Origin of the sequence: Kitasatospora sp. NPDC127060 (assembly GCF_042724935.1) — a bacterium.
Classification (GTDB): domain Bacteria; phylum Actinomycetota; class Actinomycetes; order Streptomycetales; family Streptomycetaceae; genus Kitasatospora.
Genome location: NZ_JBHXEG010000079.1, coordinates 10,429 through 34,935 on the forward strand (window position 1 = coordinate 10,429; position 24,507 = coordinate 34,935).

At 73.5% G+C, this 24,507-nt stretch carries 13 protein-coding genes; 10 read left to right on the plus strand and 3 right to left on the minus strand.

The window, feature by feature from the left end; all coding sequences use genetic code 11:
- Positions 1-101 precede the first annotated feature (101 nt).
- From ACFWIS_RS32320 to ACFWIS_RS32350, 7 genes are all read left to right on the plus strand, one after another.
- Positions 102-9,392, plus strand: a complete 9,291-nt coding sequence (locus ACFWIS_RS32320) for an amino acid adenylation domain-containing protein (protein WP_380460364.1) — start codon at positions 102-104, stop codon at positions 9,390-9,392.
- Entirely contained in the window at positions 9,379-11,058 is a 1,680-nt protein-coding gene (locus ACFWIS_RS32325; RefSeq protein ID WP_380460362.1) for a phytoene desaturase family protein, read from the plus strand. Before ACFWIS_RS32320 ends, ACFWIS_RS32325 begins: the two co-directional genes overlap by 14 nt.
- Positions 11,055-12,737: a phytoene desaturase family protein gene (locus tag ACFWIS_RS32330; protein ID WP_380460360.1), complete on the plus strand. Its 1,683-nt coding sequence runs from the start codon at positions 11,055-11,057 to the stop codon at positions 12,735-12,737. The genes ACFWIS_RS32325 and ACFWIS_RS32330 overlap by 4 nt, the downstream gene beginning before the upstream one ends.
- 116 nt (positions 12,738-12,853) lie before the next feature.
- A complete protein-coding gene (locus ACFWIS_RS32335) occupies positions 12,854-13,909 on the plus strand; it encodes an MDR family NADP-dependent oxidoreductase (RefSeq protein WP_380460377.1) in 1,056 nt (351 codons plus the stop codon).
- 112 nt (positions 13,910-14,021) lie between these two features.
- Positions 14,022-14,471 carry a GntR family transcriptional regulator gene (locus ACFWIS_RS32340; protein ID WP_380460358.1) on the plus strand — a complete coding sequence of 150 codons (450 nt, stop codon included), beginning with the start codon at positions 14,022-14,024 and terminating at the stop codon, positions 14,469-14,471.
- Positions 14,468-15,319: an ABC transporter ATP-binding protein gene (locus ACFWIS_RS32345; RefSeq protein WP_380460356.1), complete on the plus strand. Its 852-nt coding sequence runs from the start codon at positions 14,468-14,470 to the stop codon at positions 15,317-15,319. The genes ACFWIS_RS32340 and ACFWIS_RS32345 overlap by 4 nt, the downstream gene beginning before the upstream one ends.
- Positions 15,316-16,413 (plus strand): hypothetical protein, encoded by a 1,098-nt coding sequence (locus tag ACFWIS_RS32350; RefSeq protein WP_380460355.1) that lies wholly within the window; start codon positions 15,316-15,318, stop codon positions 16,411-16,413. Before ACFWIS_RS32345 ends, ACFWIS_RS32350 begins: the two co-directional genes overlap by 4 nt.
- A 143-nt stretch (positions 16,414-16,556) precedes the next feature.
- Here the strand turns inward: ACFWIS_RS32350 and ACFWIS_RS32355 are convergent, their stop codons facing one another.
- Positions 16,557-17,942 carry a hypothetical protein gene (locus tag ACFWIS_RS32355; RefSeq protein ID WP_380460353.1) on the minus strand — a complete coding sequence of 462 codons (1,386 nt, stop codon included), beginning with the start codon at positions 17,940-17,942 and terminating at the stop codon, positions 16,557-16,559.
- Between the two features lie 206 nt (positions 17,943-18,148).
- Positions 18,149-19,366, minus strand: a complete 1,218-nt coding sequence (locus tag ACFWIS_RS32360) for a pyridoxal-phosphate dependent enzyme (RefSeq protein ID WP_380460351.1) — start codon at positions 19,364-19,366, stop codon at positions 18,149-18,151.
- Between the two features lie 116 nt (positions 19,367-19,482).
- Between ACFWIS_RS32360 and ACFWIS_RS32365 the strand changes: the two genes are divergently transcribed.
- On the plus strand, positions 19,483-19,785 hold the full coding sequence (locus ACFWIS_RS32365) for a hypothetical protein (RefSeq protein WP_380460349.1): 303 nt from the start codon (positions 19,483-19,485) through the stop codon (positions 19,783-19,785).
- Positions 19,786-19,866: 81 nt separating this feature from the next.
- Here ACFWIS_RS32365 and ACFWIS_RS32370 read toward each other — a convergent pair whose 3' ends face one another.
- The gene (locus ACFWIS_RS32370) at positions 19,867-22,674 is read right to left on the minus strand and encodes a penicillin acylase family protein (protein WP_380460347.1); all 2,808 of its coding nucleotides are present in this window, start codon (positions 22,672-22,674) and stop codon (positions 19,867-19,869) included.
- A 243-nt stretch (positions 22,675-22,917) separates the two neighbouring features.
- Between ACFWIS_RS32370 and ACFWIS_RS32375 the strand changes: the two genes are divergently transcribed.
- Both ACFWIS_RS32375 and ACFWIS_RS32380 read left to right on the plus strand, forming a co-directional pair.
- Positions 22,918-24,030 (plus strand): SUKH-4 family immunity protein, encoded by a 1,113-nt coding sequence (locus ACFWIS_RS32375; protein WP_380460345.1) that lies wholly within the window; start codon positions 22,918-22,920, stop codon positions 24,028-24,030.
- 4 nt (positions 24,031-24,034) lie between these two features.
- Positions 24,035-24,313 (plus strand): SMI1/KNR4 family protein, encoded by a 279-nt coding sequence (locus tag ACFWIS_RS32380; RefSeq protein WP_380460343.1) that lies wholly within the window; start codon positions 24,035-24,037, stop codon positions 24,311-24,313.
- Positions 24,314-24,507 lie beyond the last annotated feature (194 nt).

Below are 24,507 nucleotides of genomic sequence, written 5' to 3' on the forward strand. Positions count from 1 at the left end.
GGCCGACGGCCGACCCGACGAGGCCCGCCGGGCCCCGAGTCCCCCCACCCCCCCACGCCACCCCGCCCGCGCCCGCGCCGCCACCACCCTCGGAATGGACCATGACCACCTCGCCCTTCGCCGTGCCCTGCGAACGGATCGCGATCACCGGCATCGGCTGCCGCCTGCCGGGACACGCCAACGACCACCGGACCTACTGGCGCAACCTGATCGAGGGCCGGGACTGTCTCACCGACACCCCCGCCGACCGGTACGACACCGGCACCCTGGGCAGCCGGGACCGGGCCAAGCCGGGCCGGCTGATCGGCGGCCGGGGCGGCTACATCGACGGCTTCGACACCTTCGACCCGGCCTTCTTCGGGATCAGCCCGCGCGAGGCCGAACACATGGACCCGCAGCAGCGCAAGCTCCTGGAGGTGAGCTGGGAGGCGCTGGAGGACGGCGGGCTGCGCCCCGGCGAACTGGCCGGGCGGGACGTCGGCGTCTACATGGGCGCCTTCACCCTGGACTGGAAGATCCTCCAGTTCGCCGACCTCGACTTCGCCACCATCGCCGCGCACACCGCCACCGGCACCATGATGACGATGGTGTCCAACCGGATCTCACACTGCTTCGACTTCCGCGGCCCCAGCGTCTCGATCGACACCGCCTGCAGCTCCTCCCTGGTCGCGGTCCACCTGGCCTGCCAGAGCCTACTTCGCGGTGAGACCGAACTCGCCCTGGCCGGCGGTGCGTTGCTGCACATGGCGCCGCAGTACACGATCGCCGAGACCAAGGGCGGCTTCCTCTCCGCCGACGGCCGCTCGCGCGCCTTCGACGCCGCCGCGGACGGCTACGTCCGGGCCGAGGGGGTCGGCGTGGTGGTGCTCAAGCGGCTCGCCGACGCGCTGCGCGACGGGGACCAGGTGCACGCGGTGATCCTCGGCACCGGCGTCAACCAGGACGGCCGCACCAACGGCATCACCGTCCCCAGCGCGGACGCCCAGGCGGCCCTGATCGAGCGGGTCTGCGCCGGGGCCGGGGTGACGCCCGGCAGCCTGCAGTACGTCGAGGCGCACGGCACCTCCACCCCGGTCGGCGACCCGATCGAGGCGGCCGCGCTCGGCCGGGTGCTGGGCATCGGCCGCCGTGCGGGGGAGCGCTGCTACGTCGGCTCGGTGAAGACCAACATCGGGCACACCGAGGCCGCCGCCGGCGTCGCCGGGCTGATCAAGACCGCGCTGGCGCTCAAGCACCGCCGCATCCCGCCGCACCTCAACCTGGAGCGGCCCAACCCGGCCATCGACCTGGCCGCGCTGCCCTTCGACATCCCGACCGCTCCCGTCGACTGGCCCGACCACCGGGGCCCGGCCCGGGCCGGCGTCAACTCCTTCGGCTTCGGCGGCACCAACGCCCACGTCCTGCTGGAGGAACCGCCGCCGCCCGCGCCCCCCGCCCCCGCGCCCCGGCCGGCCGTCACGGTGCTGCCGCTGAGTACCCGGGACGCCGCCGGACTGCCCGAACTCGCCGCCGCCGTACGGCAGGAGCTGGCCGACGGCGCCTGCCCGGCCGACCTCGGTCACACCCTGGCCCACCGCCGCCAGCACCTGCCCGAGCGGCTCGCAGTGGTGCACACCGGACCGGCCGACCTGGCCGAGGCACTGACCGCCGCGGCACGCGGCGAGGCCCACCCGAGGGTCGTCCAGGGCCGCGCCCTGGAGCCCGGAGATCGGCGCCTGGCCTGGGTGTTCACCGGCATGGGCCCGCAGTGGTGGGGGATGGGCCGGGGCCTGTACGAGAGCGAGCCGGTCTACCGGGAGGCCGTCGGGGCGGTGGACGCCGAGATCCGCGCCCAGGCCGGCTGGTCGCTGCTGACGGAACTCGGCCGCGACGAGGCCGACTCCAGGATGGCCGGGACCTGGCTCGCCCAGCCCGCCAACTTCGCCGTCCAGCTGGGCCTTTCGGCGCTCTGGCGGAGCCACGGGGTGCGCCCCGACGCGGTGGTGGGCCACAGCACCGGGGAGGTCGCCGCCTTCCACGAGGCCGGGGTCTACGACCTGGCCGACGCCGTCCGGGTGGTGCTCGCCCGCAGCGGACTCCAGCAGCGGCTGGCCGGGACGGGCTCGATGCTCGCCGTCGGCCTGCCGGAGGCCGAGGCGGAGCGCCGGATCCGCCCCTACCGTGACCTGGTCTCGCTCGGCGCCGTCAACAGTCCCTCCGCGGTGACCCTCGCCGGGGACACCGAGGCACTGCGCGAACTGGCCGGGGAGCTGGACCGGCAGGGCGTGTTCGCCCGCTTCCTCGACGTCGAAGTCCCGTACCACAGCGTGCGGATGGACCCGATCCGGGAGGAACTGCTCGCCGCCCTGGCCGGCATCAAGCCCCAGCAGGCGAAGCTGCCGCTCTACCTGACCGCCCGCGAGGGGATCGCCCGGGGGCCGGAGCTGGACGCCGGCTACTGGTGGGGCAACGTCCGCAACCCGGTGCGCTTCCGGGCCGCCGTCGAGCGGATGGCCGAGGACGGCCACCGGCTGTTCCTGGAGGTCGGCCCGCACCCGGTGCTCGGGCACGCGATCCGCGAGTGCGCCGAGCGGGCGCACCCGCTGCCGTCGATCCGCCGGCAGCAGGACGAACCCGAGCGCATCGCCCGTACGCTCGCCGAACTCCACACCCTGGGGGTGGAGTTGAGCTGGGAAGCACTGCACCCGGCCGGGCGCCCGGTGCCGCTGCCGAGCTACCCGTGGCGGCGCGAACGCTACTGGGTCGAGCCGAAGCCGGTCGAGCAGGTCCGGCTCGGACAGCTCGACCACCCGCTGCTCGGCCGCCGCACCACCGCCGCCCAGCCCACCTGGACCACCGCGCTCGACCCCGAGCGGCTGCCCTACCTGGACGACCACCGGATCGAGGGCCGGGCGGTCTTCCCCGCCGCCGGCTACCTGGAGATGGCCGCCCAGGCCGTCCGCGCCCTGACCGGCGGCACCGAGGTGGTGCTGGCCGAGATCGAACTGCACCGGGCGCTGTTCCTCTCCGACACCGAACCCGTCCCGGTCCAGCTCGGCTTCGCCCCCGAGGACGCCCGCTTCACCATCGCCGCCACCCCGGCCGGCGCCGAACCCGTCGTGCACGCCGGCGGCCGGGTCCGCACCGGCCAGCGCCGTTCCCACGGGCCCGCCCCCGACCTGGCCGCGCTGCGCGCCCGCGGGCAGCACCTCGACGGCCCCGACTGCTACCGGCGGCTGGCCGAGCGCGGCTACGACTACGGGCCCGCCTTCCGGGCCGTCGCCGAGGTGTGGGCCGGGCCCGGCGAGGCGCTCGCCCGGATCCGCCCCACCGACGGACTCGGTCCCGACGCGGCCGACCACCACCTGCACCCCGTCCTGCTCGACGCCTGCTTCCAGACCCTGCTCACCACCCGGCTGCACGAGCCCGAGGACGGCGGTGTCCGGCTGCCGGTCTCCATCGCGGAGGTCCGGCTCGACGCCATCGGCGACCAGCCGCTCTGGGCGCACGCCACCGTCACCCGGGACGGCGGCGGCGAACTCCTCGGCGACCTCGCCCTGTACGCCGAGGACGGCACCCCGCTCGGCCGGATCACCGGCTTCAAGGCCGCCGACGTCACCAAGGCGGCCGGCTCGGTGGGCCTGGCCACCATCGACGGCTGGCTCACCGAACTCGGCTGGCAGGACACCCCGGCCGCGCCCGCCGAGCAGCCGATCGGTGATCTGCTGCTGTTCGCCGACTCCGGCGGCCTCGCCGAGCGGCTGGCCGCGCTGGCCGCCGAGCGCGGCGCCCGCAGCCACCTCGTCCGGCCCGGCGCCGCCTACGCGCCCGGCGCCCAGGAGAGCACCGTACGGCCCGACTCCGCCGAGGACCTCCGGCAGCTGCTCGCCGACCTGGACCCCTGCTACCGGACCGTCGTCCACCTGTGGAACCTCGACCTGCCCGCCCTGGACGCCACCGACCCCGGGCGGCTCGACCGGCTCGCCACCCTCGGCGCCTACTCGCTGATCCCCCTCGCCCAGGCGCTGCCCGCCGCCCGCCCCGACGGCCGGCTGCACATCGTCACCCGGGGCACCCAGGCCGTCCTCCCGGACGAGCCGGTCGAGCCGCTCGGCGCCCCCGCCTGGGGCATCGGCCGGGTGCTCTGGCAGCAGGAACTCGTCGCCCAGCGCGGCCGGTTGATCGACCTGGACCTCGCCGCCCCGGCCGCCGAACAGGCCGAGGCACTGCTCGCGGAACTCGTCACCCCCGAGGACGCCGAACCGGAACTCGCCCTGCGGGCCGAGCGCCGGCTCACCAGCCGGCTGCGCCCCGCCGAGGGCCTCACCCGGCCGCTCCCGCCGGTGCTGCGCCCCGACGGCAGCTACCTCGTCACCGGAGCCTTCGGCGCGCTCGGCCGGCTGCTCTGCCGCACCCTGGTGCGCCGCGGCGCCCGGCGCCTCGTCCTGGTCGGCCGCACCGCCCTGCCGCCGCGCGCCGCATGGCACACCGTCGATCCGGCGAGCCCGGCCGGCGAACGGATCGCCTTCCTGCGCGAACTGGAGGAACTCGGCGCCGAACCACTGCTCGCCGCCGTCGACGTCACCGACCGGAGCGCCCTGGCCGACTGGCTCGCCGACCACCGGCAGCGCCGGCTGCCGCGGATCCGCGGCGTGTTCCACCTCGCCGGACAGGTCAGGGACACCCTGCTGGCGCAGATGGACCGCCCCGCCTTCGACGCCGGGTACGCCCCCAAGGTCACCGGCGCCCACCTGCTGCACCGGCTGCTGGCCGACGAACCACTCGACCACTTCGTGCTGTTCGCCTCCGTCGCCTCGCTGCTCACCACCGCCGGGCAGACCAACTACGCGGCCGGCAACGCCTTCCTGGACGCCCTCGCCCACCACCGCCGGGCCGCCGGCCTGCCCGCACTCAGCCTGGACTGGGGCCCCTGGGCCACCGGCATGATCGAGGAACTCGGCCTGGTCGCCCACTACCGCGACGCCCGCGGCATGAGCTCGCTGCCGCCGGAGGCCGGCACCGCCGTGCTGGAACGCGTCCTCGGGCAGGACCGCGCCCAACTGCTGGTCGCCACCGTGGTCGACTGGCCGACCTTCCTCGCCTGGTACCCGACCCCGCCGCCGCTGGTCGCCGAGCTGGCCGCGAACGCCGCCGAGCGGGCCCCGGCGGAGAGCGGCGGCTTCCTGGACGGCTACCGCGCCGCCGACCCGCAGACCCGCCGCGCGCTGGTCACCGAACGGTTCACCGCGGCCGCCGCCGCCGTGCTGCGCACCGGTACCGAGCGGATCACCCCCGACACCCGGCTCGGCGCCCACGGCCTGGACTCGCTGCTCGCGATGGAGCTGCGCGCCCGGGTGCACGGCGAACTCGGCGTCGCCCTGCCGGTGGTGGCACTGCTCAGCAACGGCAGCGTCGCCGACCTGGTCGAGCTGCTCACCGAGGGCCTGGCCGAGCGGCTCGCCGCCGAGGGCGGCCCGGAGCGGGCCGAGGTCGAGCTGCACACCGACGCCTCGCGCTACCCGCTCACCCACAACCAGCAGGCGCTGTGGTTCCTGCGCCAGCTGCACCCGGACGGCTTCGCCTACAACATCGGCGGCGCCGTCGAGGTGCGCGCCGAACTCGACCCGGAGCTGGTGTTCACCGCCTTCGCCTTCCTGGTCGCCCGGCACCCCGGCCTGCGCGCCGCCTTCACCGCCGAGGAGGGCCGCCCCGTCCAGCGGATCCGCAGCGAAGTCGTGGCCGACACCGGGCTGTTCGACGTCGAGGGCCGCCCCTGGGAGGAGATCCACGAGCTGATCGTCCGCGAGTACCGGCGGCCGTACGACCTCGCCGAGGACCCGCTGGTGCGGCTGCGGCTGTTCCGGCGCGGACCGGACCGCTGGGTGCTGATGAAGGCCGTCCACCACATCGTCTCGGACGCGATCTCCACCTTCACCTTCATCGAGGAGCTGTTCGAGGTCTACCAGGCGCTGCGCCGCGGCCGCACCCCCGAACTGCCCCCGGTGGCCGCCCGCTACCTGGACTTCCTCAACCACCAGAACCGCTTCCTGGCCGGACCGCAGGCGCAGCGGATGCTCGACTACTGGCGCGGCCACCTGCCCGCCGCGATGCCCGTCCTCGCCCTGCCCACCGACAAGCCGCGCCCGGCGGTGCAGACCCACAACGGGGCCTCCGAGTTCTTCCAGCTGGACGGCGAACTGACGGCTCGTGTTCACGAGTTGGCGCGCACGAACGGCGCCACCCCGTTCATGGTGCTGCTCAGCGCCTACTACCTGCTGCTGCACCGCTGGTCCGGGCAGCCGGACATCGTGGTCGGCAGCCCCGTCACCGGCCGCACCCAGGAGGAGTTCGGCTCCGTCTACGGATACTTCGTCAACCCGCTGCCGCTGCACGTCAGCCTGGCCGGCGAGCCGACGGTGACCGAGCTGATCGCACGGGTCCGGGAGAGCGTGCTCGGCGGGCTGGACAACCAGGAGTACCCGTTCCCACTGCTGGTCGAGCAGTTGGGCCTGCAGCACGACCCGAGCCGCTCCGCGGTGTTCCAGGCGATGTTCATCCTGCTCACCCACAAGGTCGCCGTGGAGCGTTTCGGCTACCACCTGGAGTACATCGAACTCCCGGAGGAAGAGGGGCAGTTCGACCTCACCCTGTCCGCCTACGAGGACCGCGCGGACGGCTGCTACCACTGCGTCCTCAAGTACAACTCCGACCTCTTCGAGCCCGGCACCGTCCGGCGCCTGGCAGCGCACTACCGCAACCTGCTGGACGCCATGACCCGGGCCGCCGAGGGTGAACCGGTCGGCCGGCTGCCGATCCTGGAGCAGGCCGAACGGCGTCGCATCCTCGACGAGTTCAGCGGCGCCGGGCGGCGGATCGACCACGACGTGCCGCTGCCCGAGCTGATCGCCAAGGCCGCCGCCGAGCACCCGGAGGCCGTCGCGGTGGTCGCCCCCGGCCGGGACGCCGTCCGGCGGCTGAGCTACGGCGAGCTGGACCGCGCGTCCCAGCGGGCCGCTGCCCGGTTGCGCGGACTCGGCGTCGGCGAGGGCTCGGTGGTCGCGGTCTGCCTGGACAAGTCACCCGAGCTGATCACCACCCTGCTGGCGGTCTGGCGGGCCGGCGCCGCCTACCTGCCGCTCGACCCCGGCCACCCGGCCGACCGGCTGGCGTACCAGGTGGCCGACGCCGGGGCGGCCCTGGTCGTGGTGGACGAACGCCGTCCCCTCCCGGCCGAACTGCCCGCCCCGCTGGTCACCCTGGCCGAGCTGGACGGCCCCGCCGGCGGCGCCGGGCCGCTGCCCCCGGCCGACCCGGACCGGCCCGCGTACGTGATCCACACCTCGGGCTCCACCGGGCGCCCCAAGGCCGTCCGGGTCGACCACCGCAACCTGGCGGCCGCGACGGCCGGCTGGCGCGCCGAGTACCGGCTGGACACCGAGGCCCGGGTGCACCTCCAAATGGCCGGCAGCGCCTTCGACGTGTTCTCCGGCGACCTCGCCCGGGCGCTCGGCACCGGCGGCACCCTCGTCCTGGTCGACCGCGAACTGCTCTTCGACACCGCCCGGTTGTACCGGGTGATGCGGGAAGAAGCGGTGGACTGCGGCGAGTTCGTGCCAGCCGTGGCCCGCGCCCTGCTGGCCCACTGCGAACGCTCCGGGCAGCGGCTGGACTTCCTGCGGCTGCTGGTGGTCGGTTCCGACTCCTGGAAGGCCGCCGAGCACCGCCGACTGCGCGCCCTGTGCGGCCCGGGGACCAGGCTGGTCAACTCCTACGGCCTGACCGAGGCCACCGTGGACAGCAGCTACTACGAGGGCGGCGCCGAGGAGTTGGAACCCGGCCGGATGGTCCCGATCGGGCGCCCCTTCCCGAACAGCGAGCTGTACGTCCTGGACCGCTACGGCGAGCCCGTCCCGGTCGGGGTGCCCGGCGAACTGTGGATCGGCGGCGCGGGCGTCGCGGCCGGCTACCCCAACGACCCGGAACAGACCGAACGGCGCTTCCGGGAACTCGACCTGGACGGCACCCCCCGGCGGTTCTACCGCACCGGCGACCTCGGCCACTGGGACACCGCCGGCACCGCGCACCTGCTCGGCCGGATCGACAACCAGGTCAAGGTGCGCGGCCACCGGATCGAACCCGGTGAGATCGAGACCCACCTGACCGCCCGGCCCGAACTCGCCGAAGCCTGCGTGACTGTCCGTCAGGACGCTGCGGGCGAGGCGGTGCTGGCCGCCTATCTGGTGCCCGCCGAGGGCGTTCGGCTGGACCGCCGCGAACTGCGCCGCCACCTCGCCGAACACCTGCCCACCGTGATGATCCCCTCCTACCTCACCGAACTGCCCGCCCTGCCGCTCACCCCGAACGGCAAGGTCGACCTCGCCGCCCTGCCCGAGCCCGAGGCCGACACCGGCGGCGCCCGGCACGAACCGCCGGTGACCCTCTACGAGACGCGGGTCGCCGAACACTGGCAGAAGCTGCTCGGCGTGGCCGAAGTCGGCCTCCAGCACGACTTCTTCGAGCTCGGCGGCAGCTCCATCCGGCTGATCGAGCTGATCCACCACCTGCAGACCGAGTTCAACATCAGCATCCCGGTCGGCCTGCTGTTCAAGGTCACCACCCTGCACGGGATGGCCCGCACCGTCGAGCAGATCATCACCGGCGAGGTGGCCGGCGGCCAGCCCCACCTGTGGTTCAACGCCGAGGCGCCGCAGGCCCGTACGGTGTTCTGCTTCCCGCCGGCCGGTGGGCACGGCCTGGTCTACCGCCAGCTCGCCGCCCACCTGCCCGGGCACCGGATCGCCGCCTTCAACTACCTGACCGGCGACGACAAGACCGCCCGATACGCAGACCTGGTCGAGGCGCTGCATCCGGACGGGCCGTACCTGCTGCTCGGCTACTCGCTCGGCGGCAACCTCGCCTTCGAGGTGGCCAAGGAGCTGGAACGGCGCGGCCGCACCGTCGACGCGTTGCTGCTGGTGGACGCCTACCGGGTCCTGGACGCCTTCGACCTGGGCGCCGAGCACGTGGCCGTCTTCGAACGCGAACTCCGGGAGCACCTGCGCCGCCACACCGGCTCCACGATCGTCGCCCAGGAGACGCTCCAACAGGCCCGGGACTACCTCGAGTTCTCCAGTCGCACGCCCAACACCGGTACCGTCCGGGCCCGGTTGGACGTGGTCTGCGAGCGCGAGCGGCTCGGCCTCCACACGGCCGGCGAACCGGGCTCCTGGCACGGCGCCTCCACCACCGGCACCGCCGTGCACCCCGGCCACGGCAGCCACGCCGAGATGCTGGACGGCGACTTCGCCGCCCGCAACGCCGAACTGGCCGCCGGGCTGCTGGCCGCCGCCCCGGCCGCCGACCTTCGGGCGGCCGACCTCCGGGTGGGAGGCGGCGCCGATGGCCGCGGCTGACCGCGGGCCGGACTGGTCCGCCCGGGAGCGGGCCACCGCCGGCCCGCCCCGGGTGATCGTGATCGGGGCCGGCCTGGCCGGCCTCGCCACCGGCTGCTACGCCCAGATGAGCGGGCTGGAGACCCGGATCTTCGAGAAGCACGTGCTGCCCGGCGGCTGCTGCACCGCGTGGTCCCGGCAGGGCTACCTGTTCGACTACTGCATCGACTGGCTGATCGGCACCGCCGAGGGCACCGGAGCCCACCAGGTCTGGCGCGAACTCGGTGCCCTGGACGGCAAGTCGGTGACCCACTTCGACACCTTCAACCGGGTCGTCGACGAACACGGCCGGGCCGTCACCTTCCACACCGACCCGGACCGGCTGGAGGCCCACCTCCTGGCCCTCGCCCCCGGCGACGCCGCGCCGATCCGGGCCTTCTGCCGGGACCTCCGCCGCTTCGCCGCGATCGACCTGCCTTGGGACCTCACCCCGCCGCCGCTGCGCACCACCGCCGAACGGCTGCGCACCCTGCGCGGCCTGCTGCCCGCCTTCCGGCTGTTCTGGCGCACCGCGACCACCCCGATGAGCGGCTTCGCCGAGCGCTTCCAGGACCCACTGCTGCGCCGGGCCTTCCCCACGATGTTCCTCCAGGAGCCGGCCGGTTTCCCGCTGCTGCCCTACCTGTACACCCTGGCCGCCGCCCACACCGGCAACGCGGGCTTCCCGCAGGGCGGTTCGCTCGGGCTGGCCCGCTCGGTGGAGGAGCGCTACACCTCGCTCGGCGGGGTGATCGGCTACCGCTGCCGGGTGGACCGGATCCTGGTCGAGGACGGGCGCGCCGTCGGCGTCGAACTGCGCGACGGCACGCGGCACTTCGCCGACCACGTGGTGGCCGCCTGCGACGGCCCGACGGTTCTCGACCGGCTGCTGCGCGGCCGCTACTCCAGCCCCGCCACCGACCGGCTGTACGGCGAACTGCTGGACAAGCCCGGCAACCTCTACCCGGCGGTGGTCTCGGCCTTCGTCGGCGTGGAGGGCCCGCTGCCGGCCGGCGAACCGCACAGCACCACCTACCTGCTGACGCCCGAGGACGCCGCCCGGCTGCCCGGCTCGCTCCAGCAGAGCCTGGTGGTTCAGCTGCGGTCGAACTACGCGGACGGCTTCGCGCCGCCCGGCAAGTCGGTGCTGCACTGCACCTACTTCAGCGACTACCGCTCCTGGAAGGAGCTGCGGATCCGCGACCGCAGGGCCTACCGGGCGCGCAAGCAGCAAGTCGCCGGTTTCGTCCGGGAGTTCCTGGAGCGCACCCACCCCGGGATCGGCGCCCGGATCGAACTGGTCGACATCGCCTCGCCGGTGACCACCGAGCGGTTCACCGGCAACACCTACGGCAGCATCCTCGCCTGGCAGGCGTTCTCCGAGGCCGAGGACGCCGCCAACCGGCTGGTCAACCGGGACCGGATGCGGCTGCCCGGCCTCAACGGCTTCTCGATGGCCGGTCAGTGGGCCTCGCTGGGCGGCCTGATCCGGGCCGCCACCAGCGGACGGTACGCCGCCCAGTACCTCTGCCGGGAACTCGGCCGGCCGTTCCGGGCCTGGCCCAGCGACAACCGGGAGCCCTGGCACCCGGGCAAGTGGGGCCCGCTGCCGCAACTCGACGCGGTCACCATGGGAGTACCCGAATGAGCCCAAGGCAGTCCATGATCATCGTCGGCGGCGGCCTCGGCGGCCTGTCCACCGGCTGCTACGCGCAGATGAACGGCTACCGCACCCGCGTCCTGGAGATGCACGAGCTGCCCGGCGGCTGCTGCACCGCTTGGGACCGCGGCGAGTTCACCTTCGACTGCTGCATCAGCTGGCTGCTGGGCAGCGGTCCCGGCAACGAGATGCACCGGATCTGGCTGGAGCTCGGCGCGCTGCAGGGCAAGCGGATGCGCAACTTCGACGTCTTCAACGTGGTGCGCACCCGGGACGGCCGGGCGGTCCACTTCTACTCCGACCCGGACCGGCTGGAGGCCCACCTGCTGGACCTCGCGCCCGAGGACGCCCGGCAGATCCGGCAGTTCTGCGCCGGACTGCGCACGTTCCGCCTGGCGCTGGCCCGTTATCCGTTCCTCAAGCCGGTCGGACTGATGGGCCGGTGGGAGCGCTGGCGGATGCTCGCCTCCTTCCTGCCGTACTTCAACGTGATCCGGCGCTCGATCTCGGTGCTGATGAGCGACTACTCGGCCCGCTTCCGCAGCCCGCTGCTGCGCGAGGCGTTCAACTTCGTGCTGTACGAGAAGCACCCCAACTTCCCGGTGCTGCCGACGTACTTCCAACTCGCCTCGCACGCCGGGCAGTCCGCCGGAGTGCCGGAGGGCGGCTCGCTCGGGCTGGCCCGCTCGATCGAGCAGCGCTACCGGCGGCTCGGCGGCGAGATCGACTACAACACCAAGGTGACCGAGATCCTGGTCGAGCGGGACACCGCCGTCGGGGTGCGGCTGAGTGACGGGCGCGAGCTGCGCGCGGACATCGTGGTGGCCGCCTGCGACGGCCGCACCACGATGCTGGACCTACTCAAGGGCCGCTACCTGACCGACACCTACCGCCGGCTCTACACCCGGACACTGACCGAGCCGGGCATGGTCTTCCCCGGCTACCTGACCGTCTTCCTCGGCCTGCGCACGCCCTTCCCGGCCGGCGACCCGTGCACCACCTACCTGCTGGAGGACGAGTTCGCGGCGCGGCTCACCGGCATCCGGCACCCCAGCATCAACATCCAGTTCCGCAGCCGGCACTACCCCGAGCTGTCGCCCGCCGGGACCACCGTCGTCTACGCCAGCTACTTCTGCGACATCGCCCCCTGGCGGGCGCTGAGCACCGGCCCCGAGCAGGCGCCCCGGCTGCGGCGCGGCGAGGAACTGCACACCCTGCCGGTCGGCCGGGGCCGGGAGTACCAGCGGGAGAAGCGCCGGGTCCGCGACGCCGTCATCGAGTTCCTGGACGGCCACCACCCCGGGCTGCGGGACGCGGTGGCCGTCAAGGACGTCTCCACCCCGCTCACCCAGGTCCGCTACACCGGCAACTACGACGGCACGGTGCTCGGTTGGCAGCCCTTCGTGGAGAGCGGGGAGACCCTGGAGGAGGAGATCAAGCGCAACGGCCCGGGGCTGCCGGGCCTGGCCAACTTCTACCTCTCCGGAGTCTGGGCGACCACTGGCGGCCTGATCCGCGCGGCCGCCGCCGGCCGCCACGTCGTGCAGTTCATCTGCCGCGACGACGCCCGGCCGTTCACCGCCGAGGTGGACGACCACGCGCCGCCGCCCACCCTGATCACCGACCCGGTCGGGCCCGACGACCGGCAGTTTGGAGTCACTTCGTGAGTCACCCGATGAGGACCGCAGAGCCCGCGACGACCGCAGAGCCCGCGACGACCGCAGAGCCCGCGACGACCGCAGAGCCCGCGACGACCGCAGAACCCTTGAGGACCGCCGAGAAGGTGCGGATCGAGAAGTGGGTCGTCCGCGAGCACGTGGACGGCGTGCCGGACGTGGCGCGGATGTACCGGAAGGTCGTCGAGGAGGTGGACGTCCGGCTCGCCGAGGACGAGATGCTGCTGCGCACCCGCTGGGTGTCGGTGGACCCGTACCTCCAGGGGATCGCGCTGGACACGCCGGTCGGCGACCACATGGGCGCCGACTCGATCATGGAGGTGGTGCGGGCCGGGCCCGCCGCGCGGTTCGCGGTCGGCGACCTGGTGCAGGGCTTCGGCGGCTGGCGCAGCCATGTGATCGGCACCGGGGAGTCCTGGCTCTGGCAGACCGGCACCTTCCCGATGGTCTTCCCGGCCTACCGCCGGCTGGACCGGGCGGACTACGACGAACAGCTGCCGATCAGCACCGCGCTCGGCCTGCTGGGCGGCCCCGGGATGACGGCCTGGGGGACGGTGGAGAAGTTCCTGGACGTGCGGCCCGGACTGACCGTGCTGGTCAGCGGGGCCAGCGGCGCGGTCGGCTCGGTGGTCGGCCAGCTCTGCCGGCACCGGGGCGCCCGGGTGATCGGCACCACGGCGACCCCGGCGAAGGCCGCCCGGCTGCGCGAGCTGGGCTTCGACGCGGTGCTGGAGTACCGGGACGGCGACGATCCGGAACGGCTGGCGAAGGAGCTGGCCGAACTCGCCCCGGACGGCATCGACCGCTACTTCGACAGCCTGGGCGGAACCCTCACCGACACGGTGTTCCGGATGCTCTCGGTGGACAGCCGGGTGGCGGTCTGCTGGCAGTGGGGCAGCCAGGTGGGCGGAGACTGGGTGGGTCCCCGGCTGCTGCCGATGATCATGTTCCCGCGCACGGTGATCCGCGGCATCTTCTCGCTGGAGTGGTTCACCGAGGAGAACTGGGCCGCGTTGCGGCGTGACCTCGGCGCCCTGGTGCGCAACGGGGAGCTGAGCTACCAGCAGACCGTCCACCAGGGCTTCGACAGCATCCCGGCTGCCTACCGCAGCCTGTACGCCGACCGCTCGGCCAGCAGGGGGAAGGTGCTGGTCGAGGTGTGAGCCCACGGGATCCGGTGACGAAGTTTCAGTGTAGTGGTTGACCAGTGTTCTAGTAGACCGTAACAATTCACGGGCGTGCCTCAAGACCCCCAGCGATGCGAGGAGATGCCCCGTGATCGATTTCCACGTGGACCGGAGCGACAGCGTCCCGGCCTACGCCCAGCTCGTCCGCCAGGTGCGGGAGGCGCTCAGGCTGGGGGTGCTCAAGCCCGGGGACCGCCTCCCCGCCGTACGGGACGTCGTCGTCTCGTGCACGGTCAACGCCAACACCGTGCTCAAGGCCTACAAGGAGCTGGAGCACGTCGGCCTGGTCGAGGCCCGGCAGGGCTCCGGCACCTTCGTCACCGGCTCGCTCGGCGCGGTCGAACCGCACGACATGGCTCGGCTGCGCACCGGGCTGGCCCGCTGGGCCGCCGATGCCCGTCGGGCCGGACTGGAGGACGAGGACGTCAAGGCCCTGGTCACGGCGGTGCTCGCGGAGGAGCCGGCCGCCGCCGAGCGGGACGCGGCGGAGCGCGACGCCGCCGACCGTGGTGCCGAATGGCACGGAGTACGGGAGTGATCACCACCGAGCCGGTGCTCGCGGCGCACGGGCTGACCAAGAGGTACCGCGGCGTCACCGCCCTCGACGACTGCACCTTCACCCTCCCGGCCGGTGGGGTGATCGCCCTGGTCGGCGCCAACGGTGCCGGCAAGTCGACCCTGATGGGGATCGTCAGCGGCATGGTCCGGCCCACCGCCGGGGAGTACCGGGTCGGCGGCAGGGTGGTGCTGCTCTCCCAGGACAAGCCGCTCTACCGGGGCTTCAGCGTCGCCGACATGCTGACCTTCGGCCGCCACACCAACCAGGTCTGGGACCAGCGGCGCGCGCTCGACTGGCTGGAGCGGTTCGCCGTCCCGCTCGACCGACGCTGCGACAAGCTCTCCGGCGGACAGCAGGCCCAGGTGGCGCTCGCCGTCGCACTCGGCGCGTGCCCCTCGCTGCTCCTGCTGGACGAGCCCCTGGCCAACCTCGACCCGGTCGCCCGCAAGGCCGTCACCGGCGAACTGCTCGGCGAGGTCGCCGAGACCGGGATGACGGTGCTGCTCTCCACCCATGTCGTCGCCGAACTCGCCGGGGTGGGCGACCACTTGCTGCTGCTCTCGCACGGCCGCTCCATCCTCGACGGCGACACCGAGGACTTGCTCGCCGAGCACCTGCGGCTGACCGGCCCGCGCGCCGAACGGCCACCGGTCGACGGGGAGGTCGTCCACCGGAGCCACACCGCCCGGCAGTCCACCTTCGTGGTGCGCAGCCTGCTCGGCGCGGCCACCCCGCTGGACGCCCCCGGCTGGACGAGCCACCCCGTCACCCTGGAGGACATCGTGCTCGCCTACCTGAGGACCTCGCTCGAGGAGACCGGATCGTGAGCGACCGTACCGCGGGTGACCGGACCGCGAGCGCACCCGTCACCACCCGGCCGGCGGCCGACGACACCCGGCCCGTGCGTGCCGTCCGGGGCCGGGTGTGGAGTGGCATCCTCTGGCTGGCCTGGCGCCAGCACCGTGCGGCGCTGATCGGCTTCGCGGCCGTCACGGCCGTCCTGCTGGTCTGGATGGCCGTCAACGCCGCCGAACTGCGGAGCGCCATGGACCTGTGCCACGGGTCGGACTGCACCAAGGCCGTCGCCGACGAGCGGGCCGCCCGGATCAGGGACGCCGCCGACCTCGCCGGCCACCAGCTCAACCTGGTGGTCTTCCTGCCCGCCATGATCGGCACCTTCCTCGGGGTGCCGCTACTGGCCAAGGAGTACGAGCACCGCACGCTGCTGCTCGCCTGGTCCCAGGACCTCAGCCCGCAGCGCTGGCTGTTCGGCAAGCTCGCCGTGCTAGGCACCGCCGTCGCGGTGCTGTCCGCCGCGCTCGCCGCCGAGTGCCTGCACGTCTCCCAGCTCGTCCACCTCGCCGACCGGCGCAGCCTGTTCGAGGGGACGCTCTTCCAGGCGGGGGGCTGGATGCCGCTCACCCTCGGCCTCACCTGGGCGATGTTCGGGGTGGCGGCGGGTGCGGCGCTGCGCCGGCTGCTGCCCGCCTTCGCGGTGGTACTCGGCGCCTTCGGGCTGCGCAACTGGGCGATGGAACAGCTGCGCCCGCACTTGCTCGACCCGTTGACCCGGGTGCTACCGCTCGGGCCGGACCGCTCGGCCGGCGCCGATCCGCTGGCGGCGGTGCCCAACGAGCTGCTGCTGGACGGCGGCAAGGCGCCGTTCGTGGACGCGGCCGGGCACGTCCACGCGTACGGCGACGTGATGACGCAGTACTGCGGCAGCATCCCGGACGGGCGGGGCGACGCCTTCGTCTCCTGCCTCCAGCAGCAGGGGCTGGTCGGCGTCCAGCAGGCCTACCAGCCGGCGAGCCGGCTGGGGATCTTCCACCTGATCGAGAACGGGCTGAACCTCACGGTGTTCGTGCTCTCGCTGGCGCTCACCTGGTGGCTCGTGCGGCGGGGGCGGACCACGGTCTAGGGCCGGGTCGGGGCGCTCGGTTCAGGGGGGCGTCCGGTCAGGGGGGCGTCCGGTCAGGGGAGCGTAAGGGGGGAAGGGCTCGGGTGGGCAAGGGCCCCTCGGCCTGGCGGGGCCGAGGGGCCGGTCTTGGGCGGGCGCCGTGGTCAGCCCAGGGTGAACCAGGTGCTGCGGGACTTCTTCCACTCCGGGTGGGTGAGGTCCTTGGCGTCCGTGCCGTCGGCGTACAGGTCGGCGGAGCCGTTGTCGGTGATCAGCTGGGCGCGGGCACCGGGGGCGTTCAGGTCCGGGACGTCCGGGACGGCCTCCCAGGCGCCGGCGTCGCTGGTCGGCAGGTCGATCAGCTTGACCGGCTGGGAGCCCGGCCGTCCGTCCCAGCGGTAGAGCGCGTACGGCGCGGAGTTGTCCTCGGCCGCCCAGGAGCCCGCCACGATCAGGTACTGGCCGAGCGCGTTGCGGCGCAGGTCGCGGACGGACAGGCCGCCGAGGTCCAGCTCGATCGGCTCGCCGATGGTCGCGTGCGCGGCCGAACCGTCGAACAGCGAAGGGAAGTTGGTGACCGGCACCAGCAGCGCCCGGCCGCCGGTGACCGCCGGGGTGAGCGGGGCGCGGAAGCCGATGTACGCGGTGCTGCCGCTGCCCGGGGCGAACTCCAGGCCCTCGACGTTGAATCCGTCGATCTGCTTGGGCGCCTGGCCCTCGGCGGATCCCGCCGCGAAGCCGTAGCGGTCGCCGTGCGCGCTGTCCCAGGCGATCAGGTCGTCGCGCAGGCCGTGGTACGAACCGGCCAGTGACAGTTGGGTGTTGGCGCCGGATCCGGTGACCTTGGTGGTGAACAGCGTGTGCCGGTCCGGCTTGACCTTGCCGTCCTTGTTGTTGCCGAGCGAGCCCGTCCAGTAGATCGTGTCGCCGACCCGGGCGGCGGCCTCGATGTCGATCTCCTTGGCGACGCCGAGCGCCGAGCTGAAGTCCCAGGTCCGCACCGGGGCGCCGGAGTTGTTGCGGTCGTAGAGCCGCAGGGTGTTGGACTCGTCGTCGCCGACCAGAATGAAGCCGCCGCCCGCGTCCACCGCGGCCGAGGCGTCGCTGGAGCCGGTCAGGTAGCGGGTCGCGGCGGAGTCCCGGACGGCGGCCGAGGCGGCGTAGTGCAGCGTCCGGGTGGCGGTCTTGCCGCCCAGGCCGGTCACCTTGACGGTCAGGTCGGTGTAGCCGACGCCCTGGGCGGCGACCGCCAGGGTGCGGGTGCCGCCGCTGCCGGTCACCGTCACGTCGGCGGCCCGGGCCACGCTGCCGCGGGTGCTGGCCGAGGCGGCGACCGTCAACGCCGAGGCGCCGGCGCCGCTCTGGGCGACCGTCACGCTCACCGTCGGATCGCCGGTGGCGCCGACCGCGCCGGACAGGTAGCCGGCTGAGAAGGTGATGGTCGGGGTGCCGTACGAGGCCGCCGCGGACGGCACCGCGGGGAGCGCGAGCACGGGCACCGCCGCGACGGCGACGGCCAGCGGCAACAGCCGACGGGAGGACAGGATCACGGTGACAGCCCTTCGACGCGGGGGAATTGGGGCGGAGCAAGCCTGCTGTGCGTGGGCGAACGCCGACCCTACGTCAGCGAACGGTACGACGAACAGCAGGCTTCCGGTACCGGTCGTGCACTTCTGTTGTTTCGGGCTCGGTCTGCGGGCTCCGGTTCCGGGCTCCGGTTCCGGGATTCGGTGCGCGGCTCGGTCGGGCGCTTCGGTCAGGCGGCGATCCCGGCCGCGCGCAGGCGGCGCTCGACCTCCTCCCAGGTCGGGGTGGCCGGGGCGGTCCGGTGGGTGCCCATGCCCTTGTCCTTGAAGCCGCTGGAGGTGGAGACGCAGACCACCGGGCCGTCGTCCGGGGCCTGCGCGCCGAGGCTGCGCAGGCCGGCCAGTCCGGCCGCCGCGGACAGTTCGGCCCACAGTCCGGCGCGGGCCATCTCGCTCTGGGCGTCGGCGAGTTGGCCGTCGTCCAGGGTGAGCGCCGCACCGCCGCTCTCGCGCACCGCCAGCACGCCCCGGTAGCCGCTGACCGGGGAGGCGATCGAGTAGGCCGCGCTCGGGCCGACCGCCACGTGCGCGGCCGGGAGTCCCTCGGCGAGCGCCCGGTGCAGCGGGCCGGAGGCCGCCGACTCGCAGGCGTGGATCCGCGGCACCCGGTCGGCGAGGCCCAGCCGACGCAGCTCGACGAAGCCCTTCCACACCCCGAAGAGCAGTTCGCCGTACCCGGTGGGGACGAACACCGCGCTCGGCACGCCGACGTCCTGGAAGATCTCGTACGCGACGGTCTTGTAGCCCTCGGGGCCGTAGGCGTGGCCGGTGTGGGTGGGCGTCAGGTTGCTGACCGGATGCAGGCCGAGCCGCTCGACGACCCGGCGCAGCAGCGGCCAGCGGGCCTCCCACGGGACGGGCAGCACCACGGCGCCGTAGGCGTTGAGGAAGGCGTCCACGGCGGGCGGGGTGTCCGGGCCGGTGAACACCACGCAGGGCAGCCCGGCGCGGGCGGCGTAGGCGGCCGCCGAGGCGCCGTGGTTGCCCGAGGAGGCGACCGCGATGCCGGGCGCGCCGGCGCCGACGGCGGCGCTGGTGGTGCAGCGGTTCAGCCGGTCCTTGTGGCTCCAGGTCGGGTTGCGGGACTCGTCCTTGACGTACACGCCCGGTTCGAGCTCGACCAGCGGGGTGGCGCCCTCGCCGAGTCCGGGGGCGAGCAGCGGGGGCAGCAGCGGCGCCCAGCGCTCCAGGCCGCCGCGGGTCCGCACCGGGGCGAACAGGGCGGCCGGGTCGACCTTGTCGTAGGCGTAGTCGACCTCGACCGGGTAGGAGACGTCCGCCGTGCCGGTGTTCGGACAGCCCGAGGTCAGCGGCGGGTGGAGGGGGTAGCCGAGGGTGGGGTCGCCGAGCGAGCGCTGGCCGGTTGCGAGGGAGTCGTCTGTTGCCATGTAAGTAGCCTAGGGCTGTTTCAGGTGCTACCGGGCGAGTTTTTGAATCTTGACCGGTTGGGCACACTAGCGGGGGTGTCCGAGGACGGACAACGGAACGGAAGCCGGGGAGCGGGATGGACAGCGGGATTCGGGCGATGGTCGACGCGGTCGACGAGGCGCGGCGGCAGCTGCGGGAGAACGCCCTGCCGAAGGCGAAGGACGGCGGGCGGGACAAGGTCCCGGCGGCGGAGGCGGCCGTGATGCTCGGGGCGCTCGCCGATCTGGTGGAGGTCGCGGGCGAGCTGGCGGCGGCCCTCTCCGAACGGATGGCCACGGCACAGAGCCCCAAGGCCTACCACCTGGCGGGCGTGCGGCTCAGGGACGAGGCGGACCACCTGCGGGAGGCCGAGCGGGAGGTCGTCAAGCGGATCGGCTGAGCGGGAGGTCGTCGAGCGGGTCGGCTGGGCGTGCCGCGGCCGCCGGTGCCCCGGGTGGGGCGCCGGCGGCCGTTCCGTCGGTCAGGGCCGGTGGTTGGAGAACTGCACCACCTGCTGGTACGTCGGGCGGTTCTGCCAGGTGGTCTTGTCGTCCGTCACCCCGCCCAGCGGGCGCTGGATGATGGTGTCGGCGCACCACTGGTCGCCCGCCGAGCAGTCCGTGTCACCCGGGTAGACCTGGGCGGACGACTGGGCGGCGGCCTGGGTGAGGGTGGTCAGCAGGACGTTGCGGCAGGCGGTGAGGTCGCCCCCGCCGCAGAACGGACGGGCCAGCGGCCCGGCCACCGGGTCGCCGAGGACGGCCCGCAGGTCCTTGTCCAGATAGCTCCACCAGCCGTACTGGAAGGCCGAACCCTTGTGCGGGATCGACTCGTTGGCACTGACCGGGCCACCGGCTGTCGCCCCGGTCTGGCCGCCGGAGGGCGACTCGTTGATCTGCAGCGCGCCGGTCAGTGCGCCGAACAACTGGTCACCGAGACCCGGCCGCATCACGCCGTCGGCGACCAGCGGCCACCAGGCGTCCATCACCCGGATCGCGGCCGCGTCCGCGTAGGTGTGGCTGCCCGGTGAGGTCTCCTTGCGCTGGGCGCCGTCCGCGAGCCAGGCCTCCAGCTGCTGCAGGGCGGTGGCGGCGGCCGGGTCGGTGACCGGCGCGCTGCGCAGCACCCGGATCAGGTCGGGCAGCACGTCCTCGGCCCGGAGGTCGGCCAGGGCGGCGCCCTCCATCGCCTGGGTGAGGGTGACCCGGCTCGCCTTGCCGCCGTTCCGCAGCAGGGACTTGACCCGGTCGTCCAGCAGGTTGGCGCGGTGCACCGAGCCGTTGCCGAAGCCGGCCGCGGTGAAGCCGTCCGCCTGCTTGTTGTTCCAGGAGACGTAGTAGTCCTGATCGACGGAGTGCGGGTGCTCGGCCGGCGGGGTGTACCGGGCGGTGTTCGTCGCCGGGTCGAAGTCCGCCCACTCGTAGGCCTGTTGGGCGAGCACCGGGAGCCCGGCGTCCACTCCGGGGGCGCGGACCGGGTTGTTGCCGGAGTTGTAGTACGCGATGTCGCGGGAGTCGGCGTAGAACCAGTTGAAGGTGTAGTTGATGTCCTGCGCCGCCTGCTGGAAGCTCTGGGCGTCGTGCACCGCGGCCGGGTCGTTCAACTCCTGGAAGCCGATGATGGAATCGGCCTCGTGCCGGTAGGTGGAACGCAGCGAGGTGAAGGCGACGGGTGCACCGCCGACGGTGCCGCGGGCCGTCACCAGCCCGTAGTTCGAGCGGTAGGCGACCAGGGTGTACGAGCCGGCCGGGGTGGAGTCGGCGGTGGTCGGGTTCCACGCGTCCTTGCGCTCCAGCCGGTCGAAGGGCAGGCACTGCCCGTGCCAGAGGTAGGAGTTGGCGGCAGTGGTGACCGGCGAGCCGTCGGTGGTGCAGAGCGGGACGGCGTAGGTGTCGGTGATGTCCTGCCCGGCGGAGGTGGCGCTCCAGGCGTAGTCCTGGCCGCGGCCGAGCTGCACGTAGAAGCTGAGGCCCGCGAAGGCCGCGCCGCGGGCGCTGATCCCGGGGCCCTGGATCTCCTCCAGCATCAGCAACTGCGGGGCGAAGTAACCGGTTTGCGGGCCGAAAACGGCGACCGGGTGGCCGTCGTCGGTGTGCGCGCCGGAGACCAGCAGGGCGTTGGACATGCCGTGCTTGGCGGTGAGCAGATTGCCGGGCAGGACGCCGTTCGCCTGCGTGGCCGCGGTGTTCGCCGATCCGGTGGCGTCGTAGATCATCCGTTCGGGCACCACCGAGCCCGGGTCGGGCAGCGCCTGGCCCTGCGGGGCGTCGGGCACGGTCGCGTACGGGAAGCTCTGCCCGTCGTGCAGGGTCTTGACCGCCTCCGGGTCGTCGGCCTCCCGCAGCGACTTCCACACCGCGTCCCCGGCGTCCTTGCCGTACCGGGCCTCGGCGGCCTCCTTGACCTGTGCGGAGGCCAGTTCGCCGCCCCCGCCGGAGCCGAACAGCGCGCCGACCACCGAGGCCAGGGCGACCAGGTCGGTCAGCTTGAACGGTTCGATCGAACCGGCGTTGGTGATCGGGTCGATGTGCCCGGTGAGGTCGTACTCGCCGGGGAAGGTCCGGCCGTTGTACGCCTGGGTGACGTACTGGTTGATGCCGTCCAGATAGGCGTTGGCGTCCGCCAGCGCCTGGGTGGCCCGGCCGCCGCGGGCCGCCAGCGCGTCGATCTGCTGCTGCAACTCGGCCTCGGTGTACGGAGCGGCCTGCCAGAAGCTCTGCTCCAGCTGCCGGTTGGCGGCCGCGCCGCCCGCGAAGCCGGACAGCTGGCCCCGGCCGACGTGCCGGAACAGGTCCATCACCCACAGCCGGTCCTGCGCGGCGGCGTAGCCCGCGCCGAACTCGGTGCCGTACCGGGTGGTGCCGGTGATGTGCGGCACGCCGGTGGCCTTGTCGCGCACGATCGTCACGTCCGGGCGCGGGGTCGCGGTGCTGGCCACCTGGTCGGCCGGCACGCCGAACGACGCGTCGTTGAAGAAGCTGCGCAACCCGGCCTCGGTCAGCCCCGGATAGCCGGAGGCGAGGCCGGAGTACGGGCCCAACTGGTCGTCGGTGTGGGCGGGGCGGCTGCCGAACATCCGGTTGAGCAGGATCTCGGCGAGCGTCGCATTGCCGTTCTCGCCGGGCGGCAGGATGTCGGTGCACCGGCCGCCGCAGTAGTCCGGCGCGGCGGTGGGGGTCGCGGTCGCGGTCGTGGGGGCGGTGAGGGCGGCGGTCACGAACAGGGCCGACGCGAGAGCGACGGCGGCGAACCGGAGGGGGCGGGGGTGGGGGCGTGGGGGTCTGCGCAAGGCGAGCTCCTCCGTCGAAGCCACGGGGAGTCGACGGTAGGGGTGCTACTGGACGGTTGGCTAGTGGCGTGCATGCCATTTCGCGCCCGGAGCCCAGGAGTTGGGCTTGATCGTGGGGCGTGGGCCGGTGGGTCGGGCCCGGTCGGGCGGATGGGGGCGGCTCTGACTGTCGGTGGGGTCGGCTAGGGTCGCCCGGGTCGGTGGAGATCGTCCGCCGTGGAGTGCGGGGCAGGAGGCAGTGGCGTGGCTGGGGCAGGTACGGGGGACAGGCGGGTTCGGGAGTTTCCGGCTGCCGGGGAGTCGTCCTGGGAGCGGGCGTACCTGGACCTGGGGGCTGCGGGGGAGGAGCCGCTGCGGTCGGTCGAGGGGTTCCAGCTGCTGGGGGAGGCGTGCTACGAGGCCTGGGAGGGGCCGGTGGCGGTGCTGCTGGACGGTGGGAGCGGGGAGGTGTTCCTGGGGCGGCCGGGTGATGACGGGGTGCTGCGGCGGGACTTGCTGGCCAGCAGTCCGGCGTGCCTGGTCGCGCTGGCGCGGGTGATGGAGACGCTCGGTGGTGGGCCGGAGTACGGTCCGGCGGCCGTCGCCGAGGTCGAGCGGGTCGGGCGGGAGCGGCTGCGTGCGGCGGATCCGGAGTTGTACCGGCGGACGGGCGGGCGGCCGGCGCACTGGGAGACGGCGCTGACGATCCGTGCCCTCGCCCGGGGTGCCCGGGCCGGCGGTGCGGAGGGGCTGGCGTACGTGGTCACGCCGGAGCTGGTAGAGGACCTCGCGACGCTGGAGGGCGGCGGGGGTGGTGTCCGCCGGTTCGCGGAGGCCGAACTGCCGGCGGGCGTCAGCCACGGTCCGAGTCGCCGTCTGCTGACCGAGGTCGGGCTGCCGCTCTCCGGTGGGTGCCTGCTCTCCGTCGAGGCGGAGGGGCCGCTGCGCACCCTGGCGGAGGACTCTCCGGAGAACTTCGACCCCGAGAACGAGGAGGAGTTGTCGACCCGCGCGTACCAGGGCGGGTTCCTGGTCGTCGGCGAGTGGATGTACGACCTCGACGTCGTGCTCGACGGCGCCACCGGCCGGGTCGAACTCCCGGACTTCTGGGACGACGGCGATCCGGCCGCGTACCTGCACCGCGACCTGTCCGCGCTGCTGTACACGCTCTGGACGTTCCACCGGCTGCGGGTTGCGCGGGAGGCGGCGTACCGGCTGCGGCGGGAGGCTCCGTGGTCGGTCTTCGACCCGTGTGAACTCTTCGACGGCGCGGCCGAGGAGGCGATGCGGGCCCTCGATGCGGAGGCGTTCGCGAGCGAGAAGCACTTCTGGCCGATGCGGATCGACGACGGGCACATGGGCAGTCTGCTGGAGTAGCGGAATGCACGAGAATCAGTCGGAGCATCACGAAGTCGTGGCCGCGCTGCAGGAGTTGTTGTCGCACCTGGGGCCGACCCGTGGGGAAACCGTCGAGTGGGGCGCGGCGGAGCGGATCTACGGGGTCGCCTTTCCGGCGGACTACCGAGCCTTCGTCGCGGCCTTCGGCGGCGGCTCGATCGACGAGGCGGTCGGCATCGACGTCCCTGCCGTGACACCGGACGAGCAGCGGCCGGCCGGGGTCTCGCGGCATGGCCGAGTTCCTGCTCAAGCTCCTGCGTGACGAGTGGGAGCAGTGGCCGATCAGCGACGGTTCGCTGCGCGAGACGGAGGGCCCGGGCGTCCTGCACAAGCAGGGACGAGACGGCAGGATGGGCGTCGGAGATCGATCCGTGGGAGTGATCGGGTACGCCCCGGCGGGGGGATGGCGTGCGGGCCGGCAGCCGTGGAGGCGGCTGCCGGCCCGGGGCCGTGCCC

Bases quoted from the DNA above. Each gene is read 5' to 3' on its own strand.
- ACFWIS_RS32360 (WP_380460351.1), bottom strand. From the start codon at position 19,366: ATGGCAACAGACGACTCCCTCGCAACCGGCCAGCGCTCGCTCGGCGAC.
- ACFWIS_RS32320 (WP_380460364.1), top strand. From the start codon at position 102: ATGACCACCTCGCCCTTCGCCGTGCCCTGCGAACGGATCGCGATCACC.
- ACFWIS_RS32325 (WP_380460362.1), top strand. From the start codon at position 9,379: ATGGCCGCGGCTGACCGCGGGCCGGACTGGTCCGCCCGGGAGCGGGCC.
- ACFWIS_RS32380 (WP_380460343.1), top strand. From the start codon at position 24,035: ATGCACGAGAATCAGTCGGAGCATCACGAAGTCGTGGCCGCGCTGCAG.
- ACFWIS_RS32365 (WP_380460349.1), top strand. From the start codon at position 19,483: ATGGACAGCGGGATTCGGGCGATGGTCGACGCGGTCGACGAGGCGCGG.
- ACFWIS_RS32330 (WP_380460360.1), top strand. From the start codon at position 11,055: ATGAGCCCAAGGCAGTCCATGATCATCGTCGGCGGCGGCCTCGGCGGC.